Annotated in this window: 20 protein-coding genes, 1 pseudogene and 1 riboswitch; of the genes and pseudogenes, 11 read left to right on the top strand and 10 right to left on the bottom strand. The window is 68.1% G+C overall.

Features of this window, described 5'->3' with window-relative positions:
- The 5 genes and pseudogenes from AAHB17_RS10360 to AAHB17_RS10340 all read left to right on the top strand — a co-directional run.
- Positions 1-1,240, top strand: a pseudogene (locus AAHB17_RS10360) (hypothetical protein); the annotation flags it as partial.
- Positions 1,241-1,396: 156 nt separating this feature from the next.
- Positions 1,397-2,902, top strand: coding sequence for a leucyl aminopeptidase (locus AAHB17_RS10355; RefSeq protein WP_342130483.1), 1,506 nt, complete (start codon positions 1,397-1,399; stop codon positions 2,900-2,902).
- A gap of 12 nt (positions 2,903-2,914) precedes the next feature.
- Positions 2,915-3,364 carry a DNA polymerase III subunit chi gene (locus AAHB17_RS10350; protein ID WP_342130482.1) on the top strand — a complete coding sequence of 150 codons (450 nt, stop codon included), beginning with the start codon at positions 2,915-2,917 and terminating at the stop codon, positions 3,362-3,364.
- A 50-nt stretch (positions 3,365-3,414) separates the two neighbouring features.
- Positions 3,415-3,822, top strand: a complete 408-nt coding sequence (locus AAHB17_RS10345; RefSeq protein WP_342130481.1) for a hypothetical protein — start codon at positions 3,415-3,417, stop codon at positions 3,820-3,822.
- 183 nt (positions 3,823-4,005) lie between these two features.
- Positions 4,006-5,193 (top strand): branched-chain amino acid ABC transporter substrate-binding protein, encoded by a 1,188-nt coding sequence (locus AAHB17_RS10340; protein WP_342130480.1) that lies wholly within the window; start codon positions 4,006-4,008, stop codon positions 5,191-5,193.
- A 54-nt stretch (positions 5,194-5,247) separates the two neighbouring features.
- On the opposite strand, the gene AAHB17_RS10335 is transcribed toward AAHB17_RS10340, so the two are convergent.
- From AAHB17_RS10335 to AAHB17_RS10295, 9 genes are all read right to left on the bottom strand, one after another.
- A complete protein-coding gene (locus AAHB17_RS10335; RefSeq protein WP_342130479.1) occupies positions 5,248-6,846 on the bottom strand; it encodes a DHA2 family efflux MFS transporter permease subunit in 1,599 nt (532 codons plus the stop codon).
- Between the two features lie 20 nt (positions 6,847-6,866).
- Positions 6,867-8,162 carry an HlyD family secretion protein gene (locus tag AAHB17_RS10330; protein WP_342130478.1) on the bottom strand — a complete coding sequence of 432 codons (1,296 nt, stop codon included), beginning with the start codon at positions 8,160-8,162 and terminating at the stop codon, positions 6,867-6,869.
- A 52-nt stretch (positions 8,163-8,214) separates the two neighbouring features.
- Complete coding sequence (locus AAHB17_RS10325; protein WP_342130477.1) at positions 8,215-9,624, bottom strand: efflux transporter outer membrane subunit; 1,410 nt, start codon at positions 9,622-9,624, stop codon at positions 8,215-8,217.
- 128 nt (positions 9,625-9,752) lie between these two features.
- Entirely contained in the window at positions 9,753-10,235 is a 483-nt protein-coding gene (locus AAHB17_RS10320) for a MarR family winged helix-turn-helix transcriptional regulator (protein WP_342130476.1), read from the bottom strand.
- A gap of 100 nt (positions 10,236-10,335) precedes the next feature.
- Positions 10,336-10,719 carry a fluoride efflux transporter CrcB gene (crcB, locus tag AAHB17_RS10315; RefSeq protein WP_342130475.1) on the bottom strand — a complete coding sequence of 128 codons (384 nt, stop codon included), beginning with the start codon at positions 10,717-10,719 and terminating at the stop codon, positions 10,336-10,338.
- Between the two features lie 23 nt (positions 10,720-10,742).
- Positions 10,743-11,735 (bottom strand): recombination-associated protein RdgC, encoded by a 993-nt coding sequence (locus AAHB17_RS10310; protein WP_342130474.1) that lies wholly within the window; start codon positions 11,733-11,735, stop codon positions 10,743-10,745.
- 80 nt (positions 11,736-11,815) lie between these two features.
- Complete coding sequence (locus tag AAHB17_RS10305) at positions 11,816-13,126, bottom strand: TRAP transporter large permease (protein ID WP_342130473.1); 1,311 nt, start codon at positions 13,124-13,126, stop codon at positions 11,816-11,818.
- A gap of 16 nt (positions 13,127-13,142) precedes the next feature.
- Positions 13,143-13,685 (bottom strand): TRAP transporter small permease, encoded by a 543-nt coding sequence (locus AAHB17_RS10300; RefSeq protein ID WP_342130472.1) that lies wholly within the window; start codon positions 13,683-13,685, stop codon positions 13,143-13,145.
- Positions 13,686-13,703: 18 nt separating this feature from the next.
- Entirely contained in the window at positions 13,704-14,693 is a 990-nt protein-coding gene (locus AAHB17_RS10295) for a TRAP transporter substrate-binding protein (RefSeq protein WP_342130471.1), read from the bottom strand.
- 153 nt (positions 14,694-14,846) lie between these two features.
- On the opposite strand from AAHB17_RS10295, the gene AAHB17_RS10290 reads away from it, so the two are divergent.
- The 3 genes from AAHB17_RS10290 to pcp are packed head-to-tail and all read left to right on the top strand — an operon-like array spanning position 14,847 to position 19,691.
- Positions 14,847-15,380 (top strand): winged helix DNA-binding protein, encoded by a 534-nt coding sequence (locus AAHB17_RS10290; protein WP_342130470.1) that lies wholly within the window; start codon positions 14,847-14,849, stop codon positions 15,378-15,380.
- Positions 15,381-15,393: 13 nt separating this feature from the next.
- Positions 15,394-19,047: a hydantoinase B/oxoprolinase family protein gene (locus tag AAHB17_RS10285; RefSeq protein WP_342130469.1), complete on the top strand. Its 3,654-nt coding sequence runs from the start codon at positions 15,394-15,396 to the stop codon at positions 19,045-19,047.
- Positions 19,044-19,691, top strand: a complete 648-nt coding sequence (pcp, locus tag AAHB17_RS10280; RefSeq protein ID WP_342130468.1) for a pyroglutamyl-peptidase I — start codon at positions 19,044-19,046, stop codon at positions 19,689-19,691. Before AAHB17_RS10285 ends, pcp begins: the two co-directional genes overlap by 4 nt.
- A 273-nt stretch (positions 19,692-19,964) precedes the next feature.
- On the opposite strand, the gene AAHB17_RS10275 is transcribed toward pcp, so the two are convergent.
- The gene (locus tag AAHB17_RS10275) at positions 19,965-20,537 is read right to left on the bottom strand and encodes a TMEM165/GDT1 family protein (protein WP_342130467.1); all 573 of its coding nucleotides are present in this window, start codon (positions 20,535-20,537) and stop codon (positions 19,965-19,967) included.
- A gap of 2 nt (positions 20,538-20,539) precedes the next feature.
- A riboswitch (yybP-ykoY riboswitch) is annotated at positions 20,540-20,715 on the bottom strand.
- 193 nt (positions 20,716-20,908) lie between these two features.
- Here AAHB17_RS10275 and AAHB17_RS10270 point away from each other — a divergent pair.
- The 3 genes from AAHB17_RS10270 (at position 20,909) to AAHB17_RS10260 (ending at position 25,100) form a co-directional block, all read left to right on the top strand.
- Positions 20,909-21,151: a PsiF family protein gene (locus tag AAHB17_RS10270; protein ID WP_342130466.1), complete on the top strand. Its 243-nt coding sequence runs from the start codon at positions 20,909-20,911 to the stop codon at positions 21,149-21,151.
- 132 nt (positions 21,152-21,283) lie between these two features.
- On the top strand, positions 21,284-22,912 hold the full coding sequence (locus AAHB17_RS10265; protein ID WP_342130465.1) for an ATP-binding protein: 1,629 nt from the start codon (positions 21,284-21,286) through the stop codon (positions 22,910-22,912).
- Positions 22,899-25,100, top strand: a complete 2,202-nt coding sequence (locus AAHB17_RS10260) for an EAL domain-containing response regulator (protein WP_342130464.1) — start codon at positions 22,899-22,901, stop codon at positions 25,098-25,100. Before AAHB17_RS10265 ends, AAHB17_RS10260 begins: the two co-directional genes overlap by 14 nt.
- Positions 25,101-25,147: the final 47 nt, after the last annotated feature.

Here is a 25,147-nt window from a genome sequence, read left to right as displayed (position 1 = left end):
GGCGGCGGTGGCCAACGTGGAAGATGAAGCAACGGGCACGCTGGCGGTGACGGGAGCCGCCCAAGAGGGCGGCAGCCTGGCGGCCTTGCTGACGGCGACCGACGCGGACGGGGCGGTCACGACGGCCTACCGCTGGCAAGAAAAGATTGCCGGAGTGTGGACGGACATCGCTGGAGCAAACACCGGCACGCTGGCGATACCGAGCGACCAGAGCTACGTGGGCAAGGAAGTGCGCGCGGTGGCCACAAGCACGGATCCGTTTGGCGGCACGACGGCGTTCGAGGGCACGGGACAGGTGATTGCCAACGTCAACGACGCGCCCACCTTGCAGGCGATCTCGTTGTCGACCGTCGAGAACGCGGCCATCCTCCTGCCCATCATTCCCGACCATGCGACGGACGCCGATGGCAATGCGTTGACCTTGGGTGTCGTGACTTTTGACACCATGCTTTGGCCGAGCGGTTTTTCCCTCATCAACCCCGTGACCAAGCAGGCAGTCAACTTGCCAGACCTCAAGGTGCAGGTGTCCGATGTGGACGGCAAATCAATTTACCTGACCCCCGCAGCGGAACTGGACTGGATGGCCTCCAACCAGACGATCACGGCGAAACTGAAATACACCGTGACCGACAGCACCGGTGTCTCCAGCACCGATGACATCACCCTCACCATCATTGGCTCCACTGCCGACAAGGGCAAGAACCTCATCGGCACCAACGGCGCGGACAACCTGGTGGGCACCACGGGCAAGGCAGAAGACGTTCTGCAAGGCGGGAATGGGAACGACACCCTCAAGGGCAACGACGGTACGGATGCCCTGTACGGCGGCAACGGCGATGACAAGCTGTATGGCGACGAGGGCATCGACTACCTGTATGGCGACAACGGCAACGACCAGTTGTTTGGCGGCGATGCCGCAGATGTGCTGTTCGGTGGCAAGGGCAACGACATCTACAGCGGTGGTGCCGGCGGTGACCATTTTGTGTTCGAGTCGCAACTGGGTGCGGACCGTGTGACCGACTTCAAATGGAGCGAAGGTGACAAGCTGCATTTTGTGGACTTCTTTTCCGGGCCGATCACCGCTGGCGACGTGGTCAGCAAGTACGCGGCGGCCACCGCCGGTGGCGACGTGGTGTTGAACCTGCAGGGTGGCTCCATCGTGCTGGTGGGCATGGCTGCCGGCGATGGCGACTGGAGCGCGCACCTGGCGTCGGCCATCTCCTTCGTTGCGCCGACCTGATGTGTCCCCGCCCGGCCCGTGCTCCGGCGTGGGCCGGGCCGGCGCGGAGCCGGGGGGCCATCGCGGGCGGGATCGCGCCGTCGGGGTGCGCGCGAGGCGGGCGTTAAGATGCACCGTGATGGCGATGCCCTTTGAACCACACACTCCCTCGGAACGATGAACTTCGAACTCAAGACCCTTTCGCTGGCCCAGGCCGCTGCCACCGCCTGTGATGCCCTGGTGCTGCTGTGGCCCGACCAGCCCGTGGTGGCCAAAGGCGATCCGCTGGCCGAGCTGGCCCGCCGTGAAGCCGCCGGCGCCCACTGGGAAGGTGGCGTGGCCAAGCTCTGGCTCAGCCAGGGCCACCCCGCCTGCAAGGCCGCCCGCTTGGTCATGGTGCGGGCGGGGGATGGCTCGCCCGCCAGCGTGCGCAGGGCGGTGGCGGCGGCGTTGGGCGCCCTGAAGTCGCCCGCCGTCAAGAAGGTGGTGTTGAGCCTGGCCGTGCTGGCGCCAGTGCCGGGTGTGTTGCGTGCCGCCATGACAGCCGCAGCCGACGCCACCTACGCCTACACCGCCACCAAGTCCAAGCCTACGCCGCGTGCGCTCCAGACGCTGTTGCTGGGCGTGGCCGACGCGGCTGCCGTGCGGGCCGACCACGCGCAAGGTGCCGCCCTGGTCAAGGGCATCGAGCTGGCCAAGGAATGGGCCAACCGGCCTGGCAACCACGCCACGCCTTCCATGCTGGCCGACGTCGCCCGCAAGCTGGGCAAGTCGCCCCGCATCCAGACCGAGGTGCTGGGCCCGCGCGAGGTGGCCAAGCTGGGCATGGGCGCCTTCATGGCCGTGGCGCAGGGGTCCGAGGAACCACTTCGCTTCATCGTCATGCGCTACCAGGGCGCTGCCAAGACAGACGCCCCGGTGGTGCTGGTGGGCAAGGGCATCACCTTCGACACCGGTGGCATATCGCTCAAGCCCGCTCCCGAGATGGACGAAATGAAATTCGACATGGGCGGGGCCGCCAGCGTGCTGGGTCTGTTCGCCGCCCTGGCCGAGGCGCAACCCAAGGTCAACGTGGTCGGCCTGATCCCCACTTGCGAGAACATGCCCGATGGCCGCGCCATCAAGCCCGGTGACGTGGTCACCAGCATGAGCGGGCAGACCATCGAGATCCTCAACACCGACGCCGAGGGCCGCCTCATCCTGTGCGACGCGCTGACCTATGCCCAGCGCTTCAAGCCGCGCGCGGTGATCGACATCGCCACGCTGACCGGTGCCTGTGTCATCGCCCTGGGCGGGGTGCGCAGCGGCCTGTTTGCCACAGACGACGCGCTGGCGCAGGCGCTGGCCACCGCCGGCGAAGAGGCGCAGGATCCGTGCTGGCGCATGCCCCTGGACGACGAATACGCCGAGGGTTTGAAGACGAATTTCGCCGACATGGCCAACGTGGCCGGTCGCCAGGCCGGCGCGGTCACGGCCGCCAAGTTCCTGCAGAAGTTCGTGGGCGATGCGCCCTGGGCCCACCTGGACATCGCCGGCACCGCCTGGAAGAGCGGGGCGGCCAAGGGCGCTACCGGCCGCCCGGTGGGCTTGTTGTTCAGCTACCTGACGCAAGTGGCCGCCGCCCCCGTGCCGGCAGCCCGCAAGGCCCCACGCAAGCCCGCCACGCCCCGCGCTGGCGCGTGACCTGAGCACGCCGTGGCCGAGGTCGCCTTCCATTTCAACGTGCCCGATCGCACGGCCTACACCTGCCGCTTGCTGCGCAAGGTGTGGCGCGCCGGGCACCGGGCACACGTGGTGCTGGACACCGCCGACATCCACGCACTGGACGCCGCGTTGTGGGCTTTCGCGGCCGACGAATTTGTGCCCCACGCCACGCAGCACGCGCCGGCCCATGTGCGCGCACGTTCGCCCATCCTGCTGGCAGACGAGCAAGCCGCCGTGCCGGCCGACGCGGTGCTGGTGAATCTGTTGCCCCATATTCCGCTGGTGCTGGAGCAGGGGGTTGCGGCACATCGCGTGATCGAGATCGTCACCCAGGACGAGCGCGACCGGGCGCCAGCCCGGGAACGCTGGCGCTGGTACGCCGCGCAAGGCCACCAGCTGGTGCGCCACGATCTGGCGGCGGTGGGGGCCCCGGCATCGTGAACGACGGGTTCGATCGCGGTGGTGGGCCAGGTGGCGTGGGGAGCGAGGCCGTGCCCGAGCCGCGTGTGCCGCCGCGCTTCGTGCCCACGCTGACCGAGGTGCTGCCCGCAGCGCCCCGGCCGGGGGCCGTGCCCCGCGCCGAAACCGAACTGGCCCCTCCCGCCCCGGAGCCCGTGGCCGTGCCGGACTGGCCCCAGGCGGCGGTGGTGCTGACGCCCGAACCCGAACCCGTCGCGCCCGATCCGCCCGCCGTGCCGAACGAGGAGGTTCTGGCCTCGCACGCGGAGGTCATGGCGCAGCAGGTCATGGTCCGACTGGAAGCCCGTTTGCCGGCCTTGACGGCGCGCTGGATGTCGGAGTTGCACGCCGAGGTGCTGGCGGTGGCGCAGGAGGTCCTGCGCACGGACCCGCCGCCACCGCCGCCCGCCGATGTGTCGGGGTTCAGCAGTTCGGCTTGAGGCCCATTCGCAGCGCTTATGCGGCATGGTCTGGGGTTGTGCCTATGCGGGCTTACCCTTGAAGCCTCAACCAACTGGGGGTGGCAGGGCGCCGACTATCAATTTTTGGAGTATCTTTATGGGTGTGGAGAAAAACTCCGCTCATAAAACGTCATTGTTCTCCTTTCATTCACAAGGGTTCCTATGCAACTGAAGATGAAATTGGCTGTTGTTTCTGCGGCCGTGATTCTTGCCGCTTGCGGCAAAAAAGAAGAAGCGCCGGCACCCGCGGCCGCGCCTGCTGCAGCACCCGCACCTGAAAGCGTCACCATCAAGATCGGCCACGTCGGCCCGACCAGCGGTGCCATCGCCCACTTGGGCAAAGACAATGAAAACGGCGGCCGCATGGCCATCGACGAGCTCAATGCCGCCGGCCTGAAGATCGACGGCAAGACCGCCAAATTCGAGCTGCTGGCCGAAGACGACGCTGGCGATCCGAAGCAGGGCACCGCCGCCGCCACCAAGCTGGTGGACGCCAAGGTCAACGGCGTGATCGGTCACCTGAACTCCGGCACCACCATCCCGGCTTCGCAGATCTACAACGCCGCCGGCATCCCCCAGATCTCGCCTTCCGCGACCAACCCCAAGTACACCCGCCAGGGCTACAACAACGTGTTCCGCGTGGTGGCTGACGATGTGCACCTGGGTGGCACGCTGGGCAAATACGCGGTTGAAAGCCTGAAGGCCAAGACCGTGGCCGTCATCGACGACCGCACCGCCTACGGCCAGGGCGTCGCCGACGAATTCGAAAAGGGCGTGGCTGCCGCTGGCGGCAAGGTCGTGGGCCGTGAGTTCACCAACGACAAGGCCACCGACTTCAACGCCATCCTGACCACCCTGAAGGCCAAGAAGCCCGACGTCGTGTTCTTCGGCGGCATGGACGCCGTGGCCGGCCCGATGCTGCGCCAGATGAAGCAGCTGGGCATCAAGGCCAAGTTCATGGGCGGCGACGGCATCTGCTCCAGCGAGCTGCCCAAGCTGGCCGGCGACGCGATCGCCGACGACCAGGTGTTCTGCGCCGAAGCCGGTGGTGTTGAAGGCGAACAGAAGGCCGGCATGGACAAGTTCCGCGCCGACTTCAAGGCCAAGTACAACGCCGACGTGCAGGTCTACGCGCCCTACGTGTACGACGCCGTCAAGGTGATGGCCGACGCCATGGTGCGCGCCAACTCCGCCGACCCGGCCAAGTACCTGGACGCGCTGAAGCAGACCAACTACAAGGGTGTGACCGGCAACATCGCCTTCGACGAAAAGGGCGACATCAAGAACGGTGCCCTGACGCTGATGACCTACAAGGCCGGCAAGCGCGAAACCATCGCCGTGATCCGCTGATCACCCTGTGATCTGAGCGCCGAAAAAGGCCGCCGCAAGGCGGCCTTTTTCTTGTCAATGTGCGCCGCCGCCACCGCCCGAGGCGCCTTGCGGCCGCTGGGCGGCCCAGATCAGCGCGATCAACGCGAAGAAGCACAGGGCCGAGGCGTAAAACAGGTCCGTCACGGCCAGGGTGAAGGCCTGCTGGTTGACCAGCCGGTCCAGCGTGGCCAGGGCCTGCCCCTGGGTCAGGCCACCCGCCGTCAGCTGGGCGAGGGTGGCCTGGGCCGTGGGACTGCCGGCGTGGATGGCCTCGACCAGTTGCGCATGGTGCATGGCCGCGCGGCTTTCCCACAGCGTGGTGAACATCGAGGTCCCGACGGCGCCGGCCGTGATGCGCACGAAGTTGGACAGGCCCGAGGCGGACGGCATGCGTTCGGGCGGCAGCCCCGAGAACAGGATGGCCTGCAGGGGGATGAAGAAGAAGGCCATGGCCGCGCCTTGCAAGAGCGTCGGGATGAGAATGGACATGAAGTCCGCCTGCGCATTGAAATGCGAGCGCATCCACAGGACACCGCCAAAACCCAGGAAGGCCACCGTTGCCAGCTTGCGCGGATCGATGCGGCCCACGTTCTTGCCTACCCAGGGCGAGAACACGATGGCGAGCAGGCCCACCGGCGCAGTGGCCAGGCCGGCCCAGGTGGCCGTGTAGCCCATGTACTGCTGCAGCCACAGCGGCAGCAGCACCACGTTGCCAAAAAACAGGCCGTAGGCCACCGACAGCGCCAGGGTGCCGGTGACGAAGTTGCGCCGCGCGAACAGGCGCAGGTCGACGATGGGATGGCGGTCGGTCAGCTCCCAGGCCAGGAAGAACAGGAAGCTGACGGTGGCGGCCACCGTCAAGGCGATGATCTCGCTGGACTCGAACCAGTCCAGTTCCTTGCCCTTGTCGATCATGATCTGCAGCGTTCCCACGAAGAGGACCAGCAGCAGCAGGCCCACCACGTCCAGCGGCACGCGGCGGGGGCCGGGGTCGCGCTTGCGGTAGATGGACCAGGTCAGCATCGCGGCAAACAGGCCCACCGGGATGTTGATGTAGAAGATCCAGGGCCAGGCGATGTTGTCGGTGATCCAGCCGCCCAGCAGGGGGCCGGCGACCGGCGCCACCAGCACCGTCATCGCCCACATCGCCATCGCCGAGCCGGCCTTGGCGCGCGGGTAGCTGGCCAGCAGCAGAGTCTGTGACAGCGGGATCATGGGCCCGGCGACCAGGCCCTGCAGCACGCGAAAGGCGATCAGCATGCCGATGTTGGGCGCCAGGCCACAGAGCCAGGACGCCAGCACGAACAGCAGGATGCTCATGGTGAACAGACGCACCTGGCCGAAGCGCTGGGTGAGCCAGCCCGTGAGGGGCACCGAGATCGCATTGGCCACCGCGAACGAGGTGATGACCCAGGTGCCCTGGCCGGGACTCACGCCCATGTCGCCCGCGATCGCCGGGATCGACACGTTGGCGATGGACGAGTCGAGCACGTTCATGAAGGTGGCCAGCGACAGGGCCAGCGTGCCCAGCACCAACTCGCTGCCTTGCAGCGGGGCGAAGGTGGCGGGCTGGGCGGGCGCCGGCGGTGTCTGGGCCGGGGTGCCGGGGTGTGTGGCTGTCGTGGACGACATGGTGGGCGGTGTCCTGCGGCTCAATGCGCCTGGGCCAGCGACGCGGCGGCGGTGGTTGTGGCGGCCTGGGCCAGGTGCGGCCGGGCGGGCAGGACCTTGGGCAGGGCCACGCCGCTGTTGCGCGCGATGATGCGGCGCACCCGCTCATCGGCCTCGGCGCGGTCCTGGTCGAACACGCTGGTCTGCAGCGTGTTGGCCGACTGGGTGCTCTCGGACAACATCCGGCCGTCGGTGCGGCTCACGTCGACCTTGGCCTCCATGGACAGGCCGACGCGCAGCGGGTGTTCCTTGAGTTCGGCCGCGTCCAGCTTGACACGAACGGGCACGCGCTGCACCACCTTGATCCAGTTGCCGGTGGCGTTCTGCGCCGGCAGCAAGGCGAATGCGGCGCCTGTGCCAGCGCCCAGGCCGTCAATGCGGCCGTGGTAGGTGACCTTGTTGCCATAGACGTCGGCGGTGAGTTCGACGGCCTGGTCCAGGCGGAGGTGCTTGAGCTGGCTTTCCTTGAAGTTGGCCTCCACCCAGACCTGGTCCAGCGGAATCACCGAGAGCAATGGTGCGCCGGCCGGCACGCGCTGGCCCAGCTGCACGTTGCGGCGTGCCACATAGCCGTCCACCGGCGCCACCAGGTCGACCCGCTTGAGCGCCAGCGCGGCCTCGCGCACCCGTGCGGCGGCGCGCGACACGCTGGGGTGTTCCTCGGGCGTGGTGCCGGCGGTCAGGGTCAGGGTGGCTTCCAGCTGTTCGCGGGCGCCGAGCAAGGCCGACTCCGCCGCCGCGGCGCCGCTGCGAGCGGCGCTCAGCTGGGCTTCGATGTGCTTGAACTCCTCCTTGCCCACGGCGCCGCTGGCCAGCAGGGGCTGGCGGCGGTTGACGTCGTCCTGCAGCCGGCCCAGCTCGCTGCGCGCCCGCGCCAGGTCGGCGGTGCGCAGCTCCACCTGCGCCTGCTGCGCGCGGTTGTTGGCGTAGAGCGTGCGCACTTCGCGCACGGTCTGCGCCAGTTGTGCCTCGGCCTGTTCCAGCGCGATCCGGGCGTCCGCCGGGTCCAGGCGGACCAGCCACTGGCCGGCCTTGACGTGGTCGGTGTCGTCGGCGCCGATGGCCAGCACGGTGCCCGGCGCCTGCGGCGTGATCTGCACCACGTTGCCCTGCACATAGGCGTTGTCGGTGGACTCGAAGTGGTTGAGCACCAGGGCCCAGTACGAGGCGTAGCCCAGGCCCGCGAGCAGGACGGCGGCGGTCACGGCGGTCAAGGCCTTCTTGCGGGCAGGGTTGCGGGTCGGGGTGGGCGTGGGGGCGGCGGCAGGGGCGTTCATGGGGTGCTCCGGTATCGGTGGTTCGGGTGGGGGCGGTTCGGTGGTGTGAGGGTCAGCGGCTTTCCGGCTGCATCGCGGCGAGTTCGGTCGGCGCCTGGTGGCCACCGCCCAGCGCACGCGCCAGCGCGGCCTGGGCGCTCAGTGCGCGGGCCCGCAGATCCAAGGCCTGGCGCCGTTGGGCCAGCACCGCGGTTTCGGCCTGGATGAGGGTGAGGTGGCCGGTCAGGCCGGCGGCGTAGCGCTGGCGCGCGAATTCGTAGGCTGATTCGGCCGCCGCCTGGGCCTGGGCCTGCTCGGCCTGCTGGCGTGCGATGGAGCGCAGCACATTGAGCTGGTCGGCGGCCTCGCGCACGGCGTCCAGGATGGCGCCGTTGTAGGTCTCGATGGCCGCGTCCAGGTCGGCCGTCTTGCCCCTGAGCTGGGCGCGCAGGGCGCCGGCGTCGAAGATGGGCAGGTGGATGGCCGGGCCGATGCCGTAGTGGCGGCTGCCCGACTCCACCAGCTGCCCCAGTCCGATGCTGGACAGGCCCGCGAAGGCGGTCAGGTTGATGTTGGGATAGAACTGGGCCCGGGCGACCTTGACGCCCGCGGTGGCCGCCTCCATGCGCCAGCGCGCGGCCGTGATGTCGGCGCGGCGCCCGAGCAGGTCGGCGGGCAGTTGATCGGGCAGGCGCGCGGCCTTCAAGGCGCGCAGCGTGGGGTGGGGGCCGTCCAGCTGCTCCAGCGGCATGGCCGCGAGCGCAGCGATCGCCAGCCGCGTCGAGGCGATGCGCTCGTCCAACTGCTCGAGCTGCAGCCGAGTCTCGGGCAAGGCCCCTTCACCCAGGCGCAGTTCCACCTGGCTGTCGAGGCCGGCCGACACACGTTCGCGGATCAGGCCCAGCATCTCCTCTCGCTGCGCCAGGGCACGCTGGGTGACCTCGCGCTGGTCGGCCAGCTGCGCCCACTGCACATAGGCCTGCACCAGCTGGGTGGCCAGCAGCTGGCGCGCCGCCGCCAGGTCGGCCTGGGCGGCCCGCTCGCTGCCCACGGCGGCGGCGATGGCCGCGCCGTGCTGGCCGAAGAAGTCCAGCTCCCAGCTGCCGGCGAGCTGTGCGTTGGCCAGCGTGCGGATGGAGCCGCCCAGGGGCGCCGGATAAATGCTGTTCGCGCTGAAATGCTGGCGCGTGCTGTCGGCGCCCGCCACCACCCGTGGCCCGTCGCCGGCTTCCTGGATGGCCACGCCCGCCGCCGCCTTGGCCAGCCGCGCCTGGGCGACCTTGAGGCTGGGGTGGGCGGCCAGGCTGCGCTCGACCAGTCCGCTCAGGCGCGCATCGCCCAGGTCTTGCCACCACTGCGCGCCCACCGCCGGCGCGGTGGAGGCCACGGCGGGCAGGCCGATCTCCCGGGGCGTCAGCGCCCGCGCGCCGGACTCGATGCCGGCGGTGCTCACGCAGCCGGCCAGCACCACGGCCAGGGCCACGGCCGTCGTCCGCAGGCCAAAGTGCTTCCGCTCATCCGTGGGCGGCAGCGGGGTCCGTGGGATTGATTGACTGGGTGTCATTTGCTTAGGCAATTAAATAGGTCAAAAAAAAAGCGGCCTTGGGTGCCTCATGGGCCATCGCGCATGTGTTCCCCATTGGCGATCATGCGTCTGAGCAGCTTCACCAGCGTCTGCAACTCGGTGTCGTCGAAGCCCGCCAGATGGTGGTTCAGCACCTCGGACAGCATGGCCGGGACATGTTCCAACGCCTTGGCGCCTTCCTCGGTGAGTTCCACATGCACGACCCGACGGTCTTCCAGCGAGCGCTCGCGCTTGCACAGGCCCTTCTTCTCCAGACGGTCCAGCAGACGGGTCATGGCACCGGCATCGGACACTTGCCAGCGCGCCAGCTCGGCCACGGTGGAACGCCCGTTCTTTTTCAAGTACATGAGCGGGTTCCACTGGGCGGTGGTCAGGTCGTAGGCGGCCAGCCGCTTGTCGATCTGCTGGCCCAGCGACAGCATCACCCGCTTCATCAGGTAGCCCACGCTTTCCTCGGCGCAGAACTTGTTGGCGTCGTAGAACGCGGCGGGGCGGTCTGGGTGTGGCATGGCGGTGGATGGGTGCGGACAGTGGGGCGGATTATCCATGCCTGATAAAATATTGCCTAGGCAATTAAATTGCCCGATATTGCATCAGGGTTATCCCGGTTCAGCCGGGCAGGTTCCACCAGGCGCGCGCACTGGCGATGCCGGCCCAGGTCAGCAGCAGGGAGCCGATCAGGTGCAGGCCGGCATGCAACAGCGCGATCGCCAGCCGGCCTTGCTGCACCAGCGCCACGGCCTCGGCGGAAAAGGTGGAGAAGGTGGTCAGCGCGCCCAGCGCGCCGGTGATGAGGAAGAGTCGCCAGGCCGGGTCGATGCCGGTGTGCGCCTGGAAGAAGATCACCGCCGCGCCGATCACGTAGGCGCCTATCCAGTTGGCCGCCAGCGTGCCCCAGGGCAGCCAGCCGCCGGCGTTGAACCACAGGCCCAGTTGCCAGCGCGCCAGCGCGCCGGCGCAGGCACCGATGCAGATGGCCAGGACGGGGTTCATGGGCCTGTGGGTGGTTCAGCCGTTCAGAAGGGGGCGCTGTCGTCGGCCGTGGCCAGGGCCACGTGGGCCGCGCCGGTGGTCACCGTGCCGCCCCCGGCGGGCGCCGAGGCCGGCGCCGCGCCGAATTCCAGCAGTTCGCCGCCCAGCAGCTCCACCAGTTCGGGAATCAGCTGGCCCAGCTCACCGGTGCTCAGGGCCACGTCGGCGTCGAAGTTGTCTTCCTTTTCCTTGGACGTGCCTTCGAACACGGTTTCCAGGAAGCCCACCTTCTTGAGCGTCATCGACTCGGTCAGCGTGAAGGCCACGCGGCCCTGCCAGTTCAGCGCGAGTTTGGTCGGCAGCTTGCCTTGCGCCACGTGTTGCTTGACCTCATCGATGTCCAAGGTGTGGCGGGCGTACTTGACCACCGCGCGGTCCTCACCGCTGGACTTGAGCTCGCACTCCTGCTCGATCTGGAAGGCGCCACCGGCCTCGCCCGCGCTGAGCCACTGCGCCATGGCGCTCTGGGGCGTCTGCTGGGTGTTGAACAGGCGCGGGGCCAGGCCGGGCACGGCCTCGACCAGGGCGGTGATCACGGTGTCGGCGCGCGACTGGCTGCCGGCGTCCAGGATCAGCAGGTCCTGTTCGTGGTCCATCCACACCCACACGCTGGAGACCTTGCTGAAGGCCTGTGGCAGCAGGGCGCGCTTGGCGTCCTCGCGCAGGTCGCGCGTTTCCTTCTTGCCGGGCTTGCGGCCGGTGCTGGCCTCGATGCGGGCGATCTCCTCGTCGGCCTTGCGGCGCACCACGTTGGACGGCACCGATTTGGACTCCACCATGAACTTGAGGATGCGCTGCCCGGCCACCGACTCGACCAGGGCGCCGTGCGCCTCGCCGCGTGGCGCCGTCCAGCCCACCGACAGCTCCTGCGAGGCCCCACATTCCACGAAACGCGCGCCGTGCAGCGCTTCTTCCATTGCTTCCAGCGTGGGCAGCGTTTCAGCGCCCAGGCGGTAGACCATCACGTTCTTGAACACGTCTTTCCTTTGTCTGCTTGCCATTCCCGCGTTGGCACGCGGGCAGGGTGGGCAGTGTAGAGGATGGCGGGAGGCGCCTTTTATTGTTCCTTGCCCATGACCAGGTCGGGCACGATGGTGACGATCTGCGGGAACAGCGTGATCAGCGCGATGCACACCACCAGGCAGGCAAAGAAGGGCAGGGCGGCGCGGGCGATGCGGTTGCTGTCCTTGCCGGTCATGTTCTGCAGCACGAACAGGTTGAAGCCCACCGGCGGGGTGACCTCGGCGATCTCCACCAGCAGGATGATGAAGATGCCGAACCAGATCAGGTCGAAGCCGGCCTTCTGGATCATGGGCAGCACGACCGCGCTGGTCAGCACGATCATGGAGATGCCGTCCAGGGCGGTGCCCAACACCAGGTAGATCAGCACCAGCGCGCCGATCAGGGCATAGGGCGACAGGTGCATGCTGTTGACCCATTCGGCCAGCTCGCGCGGGATGCCGGTGAAGGCCATGGTCTTGGTCAGGAAGGCGGCGCCGGCCAGGATGAACATGATCATGCAGCTGGTGCGGGTGGCACCCATCAGGCCTTCGCTGAAGTTGGTCCAGGTCAGGCTGCGCCCCCAGGCCGCGATGGCCAGCGAGCCCAGCACGCCGAAGGCCGCGCATTCGGTGGCGGTGGCCCAGCCGGCCACCAGCACCCAGACGATGAAGACGATCAGCAGGCCCACCGGGATCAGGCTGCCCGAGGTGCGCAGCTTGGTCATGAAGCTGCTCGGCGGATCGGCCGGGGGCACCTGGTCCGGGTGCTTGAGGCTCCACCAGCCTATGTAGCCCGAGAACAGCAGCATCAGCAGCAGACCTGGCAGAAAGCCGGCCAGGAAGATGCGAATGATGGAGGCGTCCGCCGCCACCGCGTAGACCACCATGGTGATGGAGGGCGGGATCAGGATGCCCAGGGTGCCCGCCGTGGCCAGCGAGCCGATGGCCAGCTGCTCGTTGTAGCCGCGCCGCTTGAGTTCGGGCAGGGCCACCTTGGCGATGGTGGCGCAGGTGGCGGCCGACGAACCCGACACCGAGCCGAACACGCCGCAGCCCAGGATGGTGGTGTGCATGAGCCGCCCGGGCACGCGGTTGAGCCAGGGGCGCAGGCCCTCGAACATCTCTTCGCTGAGCTTGGTGCGGAACAGGATCTCGCCCATCCAGATGAACAGCGGCAGCGCGGCCAGCTCCCACGAGGCGTTGGACTCCCAGAAGGCGGAGAACAGGTTCTTGCCGGGCAGGGTGGAGGTGAAGAAGGCCTGGCCTATCCAGCCGACGATGGCCAGCGTCATGGCGATCCAGACGCCCCCGGCCAGCAGCACCAGCATGATGGCCAGCAGCATGCCGCCCATGAGTACGGTATCCATGGGATTCCTTGAAGCGTCAGATATCGGAGGAGAAGTCGCCGCGCGCGTGGCGTTCTTCCACGGCGGTCTGGTAGTGGGGCTTGTGGCCCTGCAGCACCAGCACCAGTTCGTCCAGCACCGTGGCCAGCAACAGCCAGCAGCCCAGCACGAAGGTGCTTTGCGGGATCCAGATCGGGATCACCACCAGGCCCATGGCCATTTCATTGAACTCGTGGCTTTCCCAGGTGAACAGCGTGGCCCACCAGGTGAGGTAGGCCACCGCGACCGTGGCCACCCCCAGGCAGACCGCGTCGAGCGCGTGGCGTGCACGCGGCGGCAGGGCCTCCAGCAGCAGCGTCACGCGCACGAAGTCGCCGTGGCGGAAGGCGTGGGCCATGGCAAAGAAGGAGGCGGCGGCGCACAGCCACGCGACAACATCGTTGACGCCGCTGACCTGCAGGTTGAGTTGGCGGCCCACGCCACCCACGATCATCAGCACGAAGATCAGGAACACGCAGGCCGCTGCCAGCGCGCCCGCGAAGTCGATCAGGGTGTGCAGCCCGGCGCGAAGGCGTTGCATGGTGTGGTCTGTCGCGGCTTACTTCTTGGCCCGGGCCTTGTTGTAGGCCTCGATGATGGCCGCGCCATCGGGACCGGCGGCCTTTTGCCAGTCGGCCAGCATGATGCCGCCGACCTGCTGCATGTCGGTCATGAGCTTGGCCGAGGGCTTGTGGATCTTCATGCCCTTTTCGGTCAGCAGGCGCTTGTACTCGTCGTTCTTTTCCTGGCTGATCTTCCAGCCACGGGCCTCGGCGTCGGCGGCGGCCTTGAGCACGCCGGCTTGCGTGGCGGCGTCCAGGGCGTTGAAGGCGCGCAGGTTGACGATGACCGCGTTCTTGGGCAGCCAGGCCTGGGTGTCGTAGAAGTTCTTGATGTGTTCGTAGGTCTTGGAGTCGTAGCCCGTGGAGCCCGAGGACATGTAGCTCTCGACCACGCCGGTGGCCAGGGCCTGGCTCAGTTCGGCGGCCTGGATCTGCACGGCCTGCGCGCCGATCAGCTCGGCGATCTTGGCCGTGGCGGGACTGTAGGCGCGCCACTTGATGCCGCGCAGGTCGGCCACCGAGGCGATCTCGCGCTTGCTGTAGATGCCTTGCGGCGGCCAGGCCACGGCGTACAGCATCTTCATGCCCTGGGGCGCCAGCAACTTGTCCATCGCCGCCTTGGAGGCTTCGTAGAGCTTGCGCGAATCCTCGTAGCCGGTGGCCAGGAAGGGCACGCCGTCGAGCGCGTAGATGGGGTTCTCGTTGGCGAAGTTGGCCAGCAGGATTTCACCGATCTGCGCCTGCCCGCCCTGCACCGCGCGCTTGATCTCGGGCGCCTTGAACAGCGAGGCGTTGGCGTGGATGGTGATCTTGAGCTTGCCCGCGGTGGCCTTGTCCACGTCGTTGGCGAACTGCGTCAGGTTCTCGGTGTGGAAGTTGGTGGCCGGGTAGGCGGCCGGCAGGTCCCATTTGGTTTGCGCCTGTGCGGCGGCGCCAAAGGCCAGCGCGGTGGACAACAGGGTGGCGGAGAACAGTCGACGCTTCATGGGGGCTCCAGAAAAGGATGGGGCGAAGTGTGGTTTTGGTGCCGGGACCAACGTCACAGAATGTAGCCGGGCGCCGAGCCAGTGTGCTCCGTGTTTTCCCTTGATGTCAACAAATTGTTGGCATTTTGTTGGTGAAATTACTAGACTCTTCGCATGGCTTCCACGCGCAAATCCCAAAAAGCAGATTCCGTGCCCATTGTCTCGTCGGCGCACCTGGTGTCGCCGCAGAGCGCGGAGATGAGCGAGTTCGAGTTCGGCCTCATCGTGGCGGGCAACGCCTTCCACCGCTGGGTGGTGCACTGCATGAGCGCCGCCGGCCTCAAGGACCTCACGCCGCTGGACGTGCTGGTGCTGCACCATGTGACCCACCGCGCGCGCGACAAGCGCCTGGCCGACATCTGCTTCATCATGAACGTGGAAGACACCCACCTCATCAACTACGCCCTCAAGAAGCTGCAAGGCCTGGGCGTGGTGGCCTCCAGCAAGAGCGGCAAGGAGGTGACCTACGCCGCCACCGAGCAGGGGCGTGCCCACGTGGAGCGCTACCGTGAGATCCGCGAGAGCTGCCTGATCGACGCCCTGGGCGCCGACGAAGGGCTCAACCACGACATCGGCCAGCTCGCGCGCCTGTTGCGCGTCCTGTCCGGCATGTACGACCAGGCGGCCCGAGCGGCCGCATCCCTCTGAACCCAGGTTTCCCATGAACACACGCACCGACAACCGCTGGCAATTCTGGATCGACCGCGGTGGCACCTTCACCGACATCGTCGGCAAGCGCCCCGACGGCAGCCTCACCACCCACAAGCTGCTGAGCGAAAACCCCGAGCAGTACCGCGACGCGGCCGTGGCCGGCATGCGCCACCTGCTGGGCCTGGCGCCGGAAGAGCCGGTGACGCCGGCGCTGGTGGAATGCGTGAAGATGGGCACGACGGTGGCCACCAACGCGCTGCTGGAGCGCAAGGGCGAGCCCACGCTGCTGGTCACCACGCGTGGTTTCCGCGATGCGCTGCGCATCGCCTACCAGAACCGGCCGCGCCTGTTCGACCGCCACATCGTGTTGCCCGAGCTGCTCTACAGCCGCGTCATCGAGGCCCAGGAACGCGTGGGCGCCCACGGCGAGCTCATCGAGGCGCTGGACGAGTCCCACCTGCGCGAGCGCCTCTGGGCCGCGTTCGACGCCGGCCTGCGCAGCGTGGCCATTGTCTTCATGCACGGCTACCGCTACACCGCCCACGAGGCCCGCGCCGCCGAACTGGCGCGCGAGATCGGCTTCACCCAGGTCAGCACCTCGCACGGCACCAGCCCGCTGATGAAGTTCGTGAGCCGGGGCGACACCACCGTGGTCGATGCCTACCTCTCGCCCATCCTGCGCCGCTACGTGGAGCAGGTGGCGGCCGAGATGCCGGGCGTGCCGCTGTACTTCATGCAGTCCTCCGGTGGCCTCACCGACGCCCACCGTTTCCAGGGCAAGGACGCCATCCTCAGCGGCCCGGCCGGCGGCATCGTGGGCATGGCACGGACAGCGGAGCTGGCCTTTTCAAGTTTTCCGGCGGAGATCGCGGGACAGCCCAAGGTGATCGGCTTCGACATGGGAGGCACCAGCACCGACGTGAGCCACTACGCCGGCGCCTTCGAGCGCGAGTTCGAGACCCAGGTGGCCGGCGTGCGCATGCGCGCGCCCATGATGAGCATCCACACCGTGGCCGCGGGCGGCGGCTCCATCCTGGCCTTCGACGGCGCGCGTTTCCGCGTCGGGCCCCAGAGCGCCGGCGCCAACCCCGGTCCGGCCAGCTACCGGCGCGGCGGCCCGCTGGCCGTGACCGACGCCAACGTGATGGTGGGCAAGGTGCAGCCGGCCTGGTTCCCGCGCGTGTTCGGCCCGCAGGCCAACGAGGCGCTGGACGCCGACGTGGTGCGCGCACGGTTCGGCGAGCTGTCTCATCAAACCGGCCGTGCGCCCGAGGACGTGGCCGACGGCTTCATCCGCATCGCGGTGCAGCAGATGGCCAACGCCATCAAGAAAATTTCGGTGGCCCGCGGCTACGACGTCACCCGCTACACGCTGCAGTGTTTTGGCGGCGCTGGTGGCCAGCACGCTTGCCTGGTGGCCGACGCCCTGGGCATGACGCGGGTGCTGGTGCACCCGCTGGCCGGTGTGCTCAGTGCCTACGGCATGGGCCTGGCCGACCAGACCGTGATGCGCGAGCAGGCCGTCGAGTCGCCCTTGTCGGCCGACGCGCTGCCCGGCATCGCGGCCCAGCTGGACGCCCTGGCCGACGAGGCCCGCACCGAGCTGTTGCGCCAGGCCAGCGGTGGCGGCGCCATCACGGTGCACCGGCGCGTGCATGTGCGCTACGCCGGCAGCGATGCGGCGATGGTTGTACCTTTTGTCGACGATGTAGCGGGTGTCCAGACGGCTTTCGAAGCCGCCTATCGCCAACGCTTCGCCTTCCTCATGAGCGGCAAGCCCCTGGTGGTGGAAGCGGTGTCGGTGGAGGCGGTCCTGCCTGGCGACGCGCCGGCCGAGCCGGTGCTGCCCCTGCATCCGCCGCGTGAGGTGCCCCGCCGCGACACCGTGCGCGTCTACACCGAAGGCGCCTGGTTCGACGCCGCCCTGGTGGTGCGCGAGGACCTGCGCCCGGGCGACCTCATCCCCGGCCCGGCCATCGTTGCCGAGAAAAATGCCACCACCGTGGTCGAGCCCGGCTGGGTCGCGCGCCTGACCGAGCACGACCATCTGCTGGTGGAGCGCCAGGTGGCGCGCGCCCAGAGCTACGCCGTGGGCACCACCGCCGACCCGGTGCTGCTGGAGGTGTTCAACAACCTGTTCATGAACATCGCCGAGCAGATGGGCCTGCAGCTGCAGAACACCGCCTACTCGGTCAACATCAAGGAGCGGCTGGACTTTTCGTGTGCCCTGTTCGACAGCGAAGGCCACCTGATCGCGAACGCGCCCCACATGCCGGTGCACCTCGGGTCCATGGGCGAAAGCATCAAGACCGTGATCCGCGAGAACAGCGGGCGCATGCACCCAGGCGACGTGTTCGTGCTCAACGACCCCTACCACGGCGGCACCCATTTGCCCGACGTGACGGTGATCACGCCGGTCTACATCGGTGACGAGGCGCAGCCCACCTTCTATGTGGGGTCGCGTGGCCACCATGCGGACATCGGCGGCAGCACGCCGGGCTCCATGCCACCGTTCTCGACCCGCATCGAGGAAGAGGGTGTGCAGATCAACAACGTCAAGCTGGTCGACCGAGGCCAGCTGCGCGAGGCCGAGATGGTGGCGCTGCTGCAAAGTGGCGAATACCCGTCGAGGAACCCGCAGCAGAACATGGCCGACCTCAAGGCCCAGATCGCCGCCAACGAAAAGGGCGTGCAGGAGTTGCGCAAGATGGTGGCGCAGTTCGGCCTGCCCGTGGTGCAGTCCTACATGCGCCACGTGCAGGACAACGCCGAGGAATCGGTGCGCCGCGTCATCCCGCGCCTGAAGGACGGTGCCTTCACCCTGCCGCTGGACAACGGCGCGCAGATCTGCGTGGCGGTGCGGGTCAACGCGGCCGCGCGCACGGCCGAAATCGATTTCACCGGCACCAGCGCGCAGCAGACCAACAACTTCAACGCCCCCACGGCCGTGTGCATGGCCGCCGTCCTGTACGCCTTCCGCGCGCTGGTGGACGACGACATCCCGCTCAACGCCGGGTGTCTGAAGCCGCTCAAGGTCATCATCCCGCCCGGCTCCATGCTCAACCCCAACCCACCGGCCTCGGTGGTGGCGGGCAACGTGGAGACCTCCAGCTGCATCACCAACGCGCTGCTGGGCGCGCTCGGCGTGATGGCGGGCGGGCAGCCGACCATGAACAACTTCACCTTCGGCAACACGCGCCACCAGTACTACGAGACCATCTCGGGCGGCAGCGGCGCGGGTGGTGTGTTTGACGCGCAAGGTGTGCTCACCGGTGGCTTCCAAGGCACCAGCGTCGTGCAGACCCACATGACCAACTCGCGCCTGACCGATCCCGAAATCCTGGAGTTCCGCTTCCCGGTGCGGCTGGAGGGCTATGCCATCCGCGCCGGCTCGGGCGGCGCGGGGCGCTGGCGCGGTGGTGACGGCGGCGTGCGGCGCGTGCGGTTCCTGGAGCCCATGACGGCCAGCATCCTGAGCAATGGCCGCATCCACCCCGCCTTCGGCATGGCCGGCGGCCAGCCTGGCGCGGTGGGCATCAACCGCGTCGTGCGCGCCGATGGTGCGGTGGAGGCACTCGCCCACATCGGCCAGGCCGAGATGGCGGTGGGCGACGTGTTCGAGATCCACACGCCCGGCGGTGGCGGTTTTGGGGAACCCGCATGAAACACATCCTGCTCACCGGCTTCGAGCCTTTTGATGGCGACCACGTGAACCCTTCGTGGGAGGTGGCCCACGCGCTGGACGGCATGTACTTCGGCGGCGCCAAGGTGAGGGCCTTGCTGCTGCCCTGCGAGTTCGGTCGTGCGCGCGAGGTGCTGCAGTCGGCGTTGGCGGCGCAGCCCTTCGACGTGCTGCTGTCGCTGGGCTTGGCCAGCAACCGGCCCGAGGTGACGGTGGAGCGGGTGGCCCTCAACGTGGACGATGCGCGCATCCCCGACAACGCGGGGCAGCAGCCGGTGGACCGGCCCGTGGTCCCGGGCGGTCCCACCGCCTACCTGGCCAGCCTGCCCATCAAACGCATGGTGGCGGCGGTGCGGGCGGCGGGCGTGCCGGCCTCGGTGTCACAGACGGCGGGCACCTTCGTTTGCAACCACGTTTTCTACGCGGGGGCGCATTGGCGCGCCACCCGCGCGCCCGGCCTGAGGGTGGGGTTTGTGCACCTGCCGCCACTGCCTGTGCAGGCCGCGCGCCACCCGGGCATGACGGGCATGCGGCTGTCCATGTTGACCGACGCGGTGCGCGCGGCCCTGCTGGCGGCGGTGTCGCACGAGGACGATGCGCCGTTGGCCGGCGGCGCCGTCTCGTGACTTAGAACTTGTCCGTCAACGAGGCGGGGTCGCGCAAGCGCCTTTTTGGGATGGGCTCCAAGGCGCAAAACACAGACGGGCCGGTGGCCTGTCGAGGCTTTGCAACGCCGCAGACCGCCTAATAAGGCACTTGCCCTTCGGGGTGTGACGAAATCGGGCGATTTGCCCACCCAACCCCTTGCATGGGCCACCGGCCCATGCTGCGCGGTGTTGGCGGTCAACTCATCCCGATGGCGTCCCAACGCGGCCCCGCCGAATTGACGGACAAGTTCTTTAAAAGAGGTGGCCGACGTTGAACAGCGTCAGCACACCCAGCACCGCGAAGATCAGCGCGGTGATGCCGTGCACCAGCGTCATGGAGACCGCCTTGGCGATGCGGTCGCCCAGGAACACGGCGGGCACGTTGGCCAGCATCATGCCCAGGGTGGTGCCGGCCACCACCGAGATCAGGTCGCTGTAGCGGGCGGCCAGGGCCACGGTGGCGATCTGGGTCTTGTCGCCCATTTCGGCAAGGAAAAAGGCCAGCACCGTGGTGCCGAACACGCCCAGGCGCAGCTTGCTGTCACCGTCGCCTTCGTCCACGCTGTCGGGCACCAGCATCCAGACCGCCATGGCGATGAAGGACAGGCCGATCACCCAGCGCAAGAGGTCGGGGCCCAGGGCCTGGGCCACCCAGTCGCCGATGACGCCGGCCAGCGCGTGGTTGGCCAGGGTGGCCACCAGGATGCCGAGGACGATGGGAACGGGTTTGCGGAACTTGGCCGCCAGCAGCATGGCCAGCAACTGGGTCTTGTCGCCCATTTCGCCCAGGGCGACGACACCGGTCGAGATGAAAAAAGCTTCCATGAGAACTCCAAGGGCCAGCAATCCACCAGAGACCACACCGCATCCCCGGCCCAACCGGAGGCAGTGAGGTCAAAGGTCTTGCCAGGCTCTTGGCTGTCTGCGCCATGGCCGTGAGGACCAAGTGTGTTGACGCAAACCTCTGCAGGGCGCAGAGCGGCTACTCCCCAATGACGAGCGGAAGAAGTATACCGAGTTGGCGTGGTTGGCCTCGTCGCGGATGTTTCAGCTGTGGGCGTCGCAAGACGCCACGACCGGTATTTTTTGTTGCAAAGTGTGCCAACTTGTTCAATCTGGCCGGCCTCTGGTAATGTCTTGGTAGATCGTCAAAAAATGATACTTCAGGGAGTGTTGGACGTTTTTGGGGAATGCCCATGACCAAACACCTTGCTTGTTCCTTGGCCTTGTTGTTCTGCACAGCCGCCTTTGCCGAGGGTCCCTCGTGCAATGCCGCTGCCGCGGAGAAGAAGCTCGCTGGCGCCGCCAAGACCTCCTTCCTGAAGAAGTGTGAGAAGGACGCCTCCGCCACGTGTGAGGTGGCGTCCAAGGAGAAGAAGCTCGCAGGTGCGGCCAAGAACAGCTTCGAGAAGAAGTGTGTGAAGGACGCGGTGGGCTGATGACCTGAGTCGCGGTGCTGCGCATGCCGTGCAGCGCCGCTGGGGTTGCCATGTTTCCGCTTCCGCTCCGTACCGGGCGGTGGCCAGGGTTCGGGGAGATGAAGTGTTGCCGCAACGTGACGGGTGTTCGCCATGGTGAGCCTGCAGCGCCGTCTGGACCAGTCGGTTCAGCAGACGCTGCGCCGTGTCTTCCTGGCCATGGGGGGCGTGGTCCTGCTGGCCTTTCTGGTGTCCCTGGGCTTCGGGCGTTACCTGGTGGCGCGGCTGGACACGGTGTACGCCGACCGCGTGGTGCCGCTGCACGATCTGCAGCGCATCAGCGACATGGTCAACGCCCGCATCCCGCGTGCCCTGGCGGCCGCTGTCGAACGGGGCGCCTCGCCTGACACGGCCCTGGCCCCTCACTGGGCCGAAATCGAGGCCCTGTGGGCGGCCTACCAACTGACCTACATGACTCCGGCCGAAACCGTGCTGGCGCGCCAGGTGCGAACGGCCCTGGACCAACTGCGCCGGCAACTGTTCCGCCGCGCGACCGCGCTGGCCGGCCCCCCACAAGCGGCCCACGAAGGCGCGGTGCTGCAGTTCAACACCGAGATGGCGGCCTTGCTGAAGCTGCAGGTGGACGTGGCCCGCGACAACCTGGAGCAGGCGCGCAGCGCCAGCCAGTGGGCCGTTGTGGCCGCCTTGCTCATGGTCGCCGCCGTCCTGCTGCTGGCGCTGCTGGCCCACCGCCTGATCGCCGACAGCATCATCGCGCCCATCCGCTGGGTGGCATCGGCCCTGGAGCACCTGGCCACGGGTGAAGCCCGCCCGCAGCCCCAGGCGCGCACGCTGAACGCCGACTTTTCCGAGGTGCTGGACCAGATCGCGCTGTTGCAGGCCTTCCTGGCCGAGCGCCAGCGCCTGCTGCAGGAGGAGCAGCGGATCAGCCAGCGCCTGCGCAGCGCCCAGTCGGAGCTGGTGGAGGCCGAGAAGCTGGCGTCGCTGGGGGGCCTGGTGGCGGGTGTGGCGCACGAACTCAACACCCCCATCGGGGTGGCGGTCACGGTGGCCAGCAGCCTGGAGGAAAAGCGCCGTGTTTTCGCTGCTGCGCTGGCCGGCGGTGCGCTCAAGCGCTCGGCGCTGGACGTATTCCTGGCCGATGTGCTGGAAGCGACCCGGCTGCTGCTGCAGAACCTGGAGCGCGCCAGCGGCCTGGTGAGCAGCTTCAAGCAGGTGGCGGTGGACCGCACGGGCATGACGCGCCGCCGCTTCGACCTGCGCCAGGTGGTCGACGAGATCATGGCCTCGCTGCGGCCCAGCCTGCGCGGCAATCCTTTGCAACTGGTCAACGAAATCCCGCCCGGGATCGAGCTGGACAGCTACCCGGGGGCGCTGGGCCAGGTGCTGGGCAACCTGCTCAGCAACGCCGTGATCCATGCGTTTGGCGACGCGGCTTCGCCCTTGTCGGTGGTCCGCGTCGGCGCCAGGCGGCTGGACGGTGATCGCGTGGCGCTGACGGTGGCCGACAATGGCGCCGGCATCGCGCCGGAGCACCTGGCCCGCGTCTTCGAACCCTTCTTCACCACCCGTCTGGGCCAGGGGGGCAGCGGCCTGGGCCTGTCCATCGTGCGCAACATCGTCGTGGGCGCGCTGGGCGGGCGCCTGGACCTGCAAAGCGCGCTGGGACAGGGCAGCACCATCGACATCGAACTCCCGGTCGTGGCCCCGTTGGCCGCGGCCACCAGCCAAGAGGACACCGCGATCTATGCCGTCCACTGAGGACCTTGCGCTGCAAGGCGACGATATCCTGCTGTTCGAGGACGAGTCCGTCACCGCGCGGGCACTGAGCCAGACCTCGGTGCCGTGGCGGGTGCTGGTGGTGGACGACGAGGAAGACGTCTTCATGGCCACGGCCTTCAGCCTGCGCGACAGCGAGATCGACGGCCGTGGCCTGGAGCTGCTGCAGGCGACATCGGCGCGGCAGGCGCTGGAGCTGATCGCCCACGAGCCCAACATCGCGGTGGTGCTGCTGGACGTGGTGATGGAGACGCCCGATGCCGGCCTGCGCCTGGTCGAGCGCATCCGCGCGATGCCGGGACGCGAGCCGCTGCGCATCATCCTGCGCACCGGCCAGCCGGGCTACGCGCCAGAGTTGGACGTCATCAAGCGCTACGACATCAACGACTACAAGACCAAGTCGGAGTTGACGCAGGGACGGCTCATGGCCTGCCTGACGGTGGCCGTGCGGGGCTACCACCAGCTGGTGCGGCTGCAGGCCCACCAGCGCGGGCTCGAAAAAGTGGTGTCGGCCTCGGGCACGCTGGTGACGCAACGCCATTCGCTGCAGAGTTTTGCCGAAGGCGTGCTGACGCAGATCTGCGACATCAGCGAATGCCAGCCCCAGGGCGTGGTGGTGCTGCGCAAGCGCGAACGCCAACCCGGCGAGACGCAGGGCCAGGTGGTGGCCGCCGCCGGTGTCTACCGCGACCTGGTGGGCGAGTCGCTGAACCAGTTGCCCGAACCCGTTCAGCAGTGTTTTGCCCAGCAGCTGGGCGGGGCCGTGGGCGACATCGGTGGCTTCAAGACCGTGCACATCCGCTCGTCGGGCGGCGATGAGCTGGTCGTGCTGCTGACCGCCCAGGCGCCGCTGAACGACGTGACCCGGCACATGCTGGAGGTGTTCGCCATCAACATTTCGCTGGGCCTGGACAACGTGCAGGTCTTCCAGGAACTGGAGCATCTGGCGCACCACGACGTCGAGACCGGCCTGCGCAACCGCCTCGGTTTCCGGCGTGGCCTCAGCGCCAAGGGCGCCTGGTTTGCCCAGGTGCAGATCGACGAGCTGGAGGACATCCGCGGCACCCTGGGGGAACAGGTCACCAACCAGTTGATCGCCGAGGTCGGGCGGCGTCTGGAGCAGGGCCTGGGTGAAGGTGGGCGCGTGGCCCGCATCAACGGCGACCGCATCGCGCTGGCGGTGCCGGGCAGCGGTGGCGACGCCCTGCGCCAGCGCGTGCTGGACCTGCTGAGCCAGCCGGTGGCCGTGGCCGGTGTGGAGGTGCGGCTGCCCATCGCCATCGGCTGGTCCGAGGGCGCGGCGTCCGTCACCCAGGCCGTTGACGAAGCGGGCCTGGTGGTCTCGCGCCTGCCCACCGGGCGCCAGCTGCGTTGCGGCGACTGGACGCCGGCGCTGGCCGACGAGGTGCGCCAGCGCGTGCGCCTGCTCAGCGACCTGCAGGACGCGCTGGCCGAAGACCGCATCGAGATGTTCCTGCAACCCCAGCTGCGGCTGCTGGACGAGCGCGTGATGGGCGCCGAGGCCCTGGTGCGCTGGCGCCGTCGCGACGGCACGCTGGTGCTGCCGGCCGAGTTCATTCCCATGGCCGAACAGACCGGCGCCATCCGCAGCCTGGGCGAGCGGGTGGCCGAGAAGGCGGTACTGGCGCTGGCGAGCTGGGCCGACCCGGTGCACCGGATCTCGGTCAACGTCAGCATCCGGCAACTGGAGGAAACGGGCTTCGCGGACTGGTTGCACACCCTGTGCCAGCGCCATGGGGTGGCCAACCGGCGCCTGCGGCTGGAGATCACCGAGAGCGCTTTCGCGCAGGACCACAGCCAGGTGCAGGACACGCTGGCGGCGCTGGTCTCGCACGGCTTCGAGCTGTCCATCGACGACTTCGGCACCGGCCACTCCAGCCTGGGGCGGCTGGTCGAGCTGCGCTTCCAGGAACTGAAGATCGACCGCAGCCTGGTCTGCGCCATCGAGACCGATGCGCGCGCGCGCAAGCTCGCGGCCATGATCGTCGAGCTGGGCCGTGACCTCGGCGTCGAGGTGCTGGCCGAAGGTCTCGAAACGCCGGGGCAGTTGCTGCAGTTGCGCGACATGGGCTGCGTGCTGGGCCAGGGCTGGCTGTACGGCCATGCCATGCCTCAGGCCGACTACGAATTCCGCCACGGCCTGGCCTGAGGGCGGCCGGGGATCTGCGAGGTGCCTGGCATATGCTAGGCAACTTT

The organism is Hydrogenophaga sp. OTU3427, from assembly GCF_038440225.1.
Taxonomy (GTDB): Bacteria; Pseudomonadota; Gammaproteobacteria; order Burkholderiales; family Burkholderiaceae_C; genus Hydrogenophaga.
The sequence above is the reverse complement of the archived record's forward strand: the minus strand, read 5'-3'. Positions and strand labels throughout refer to the sequence as shown.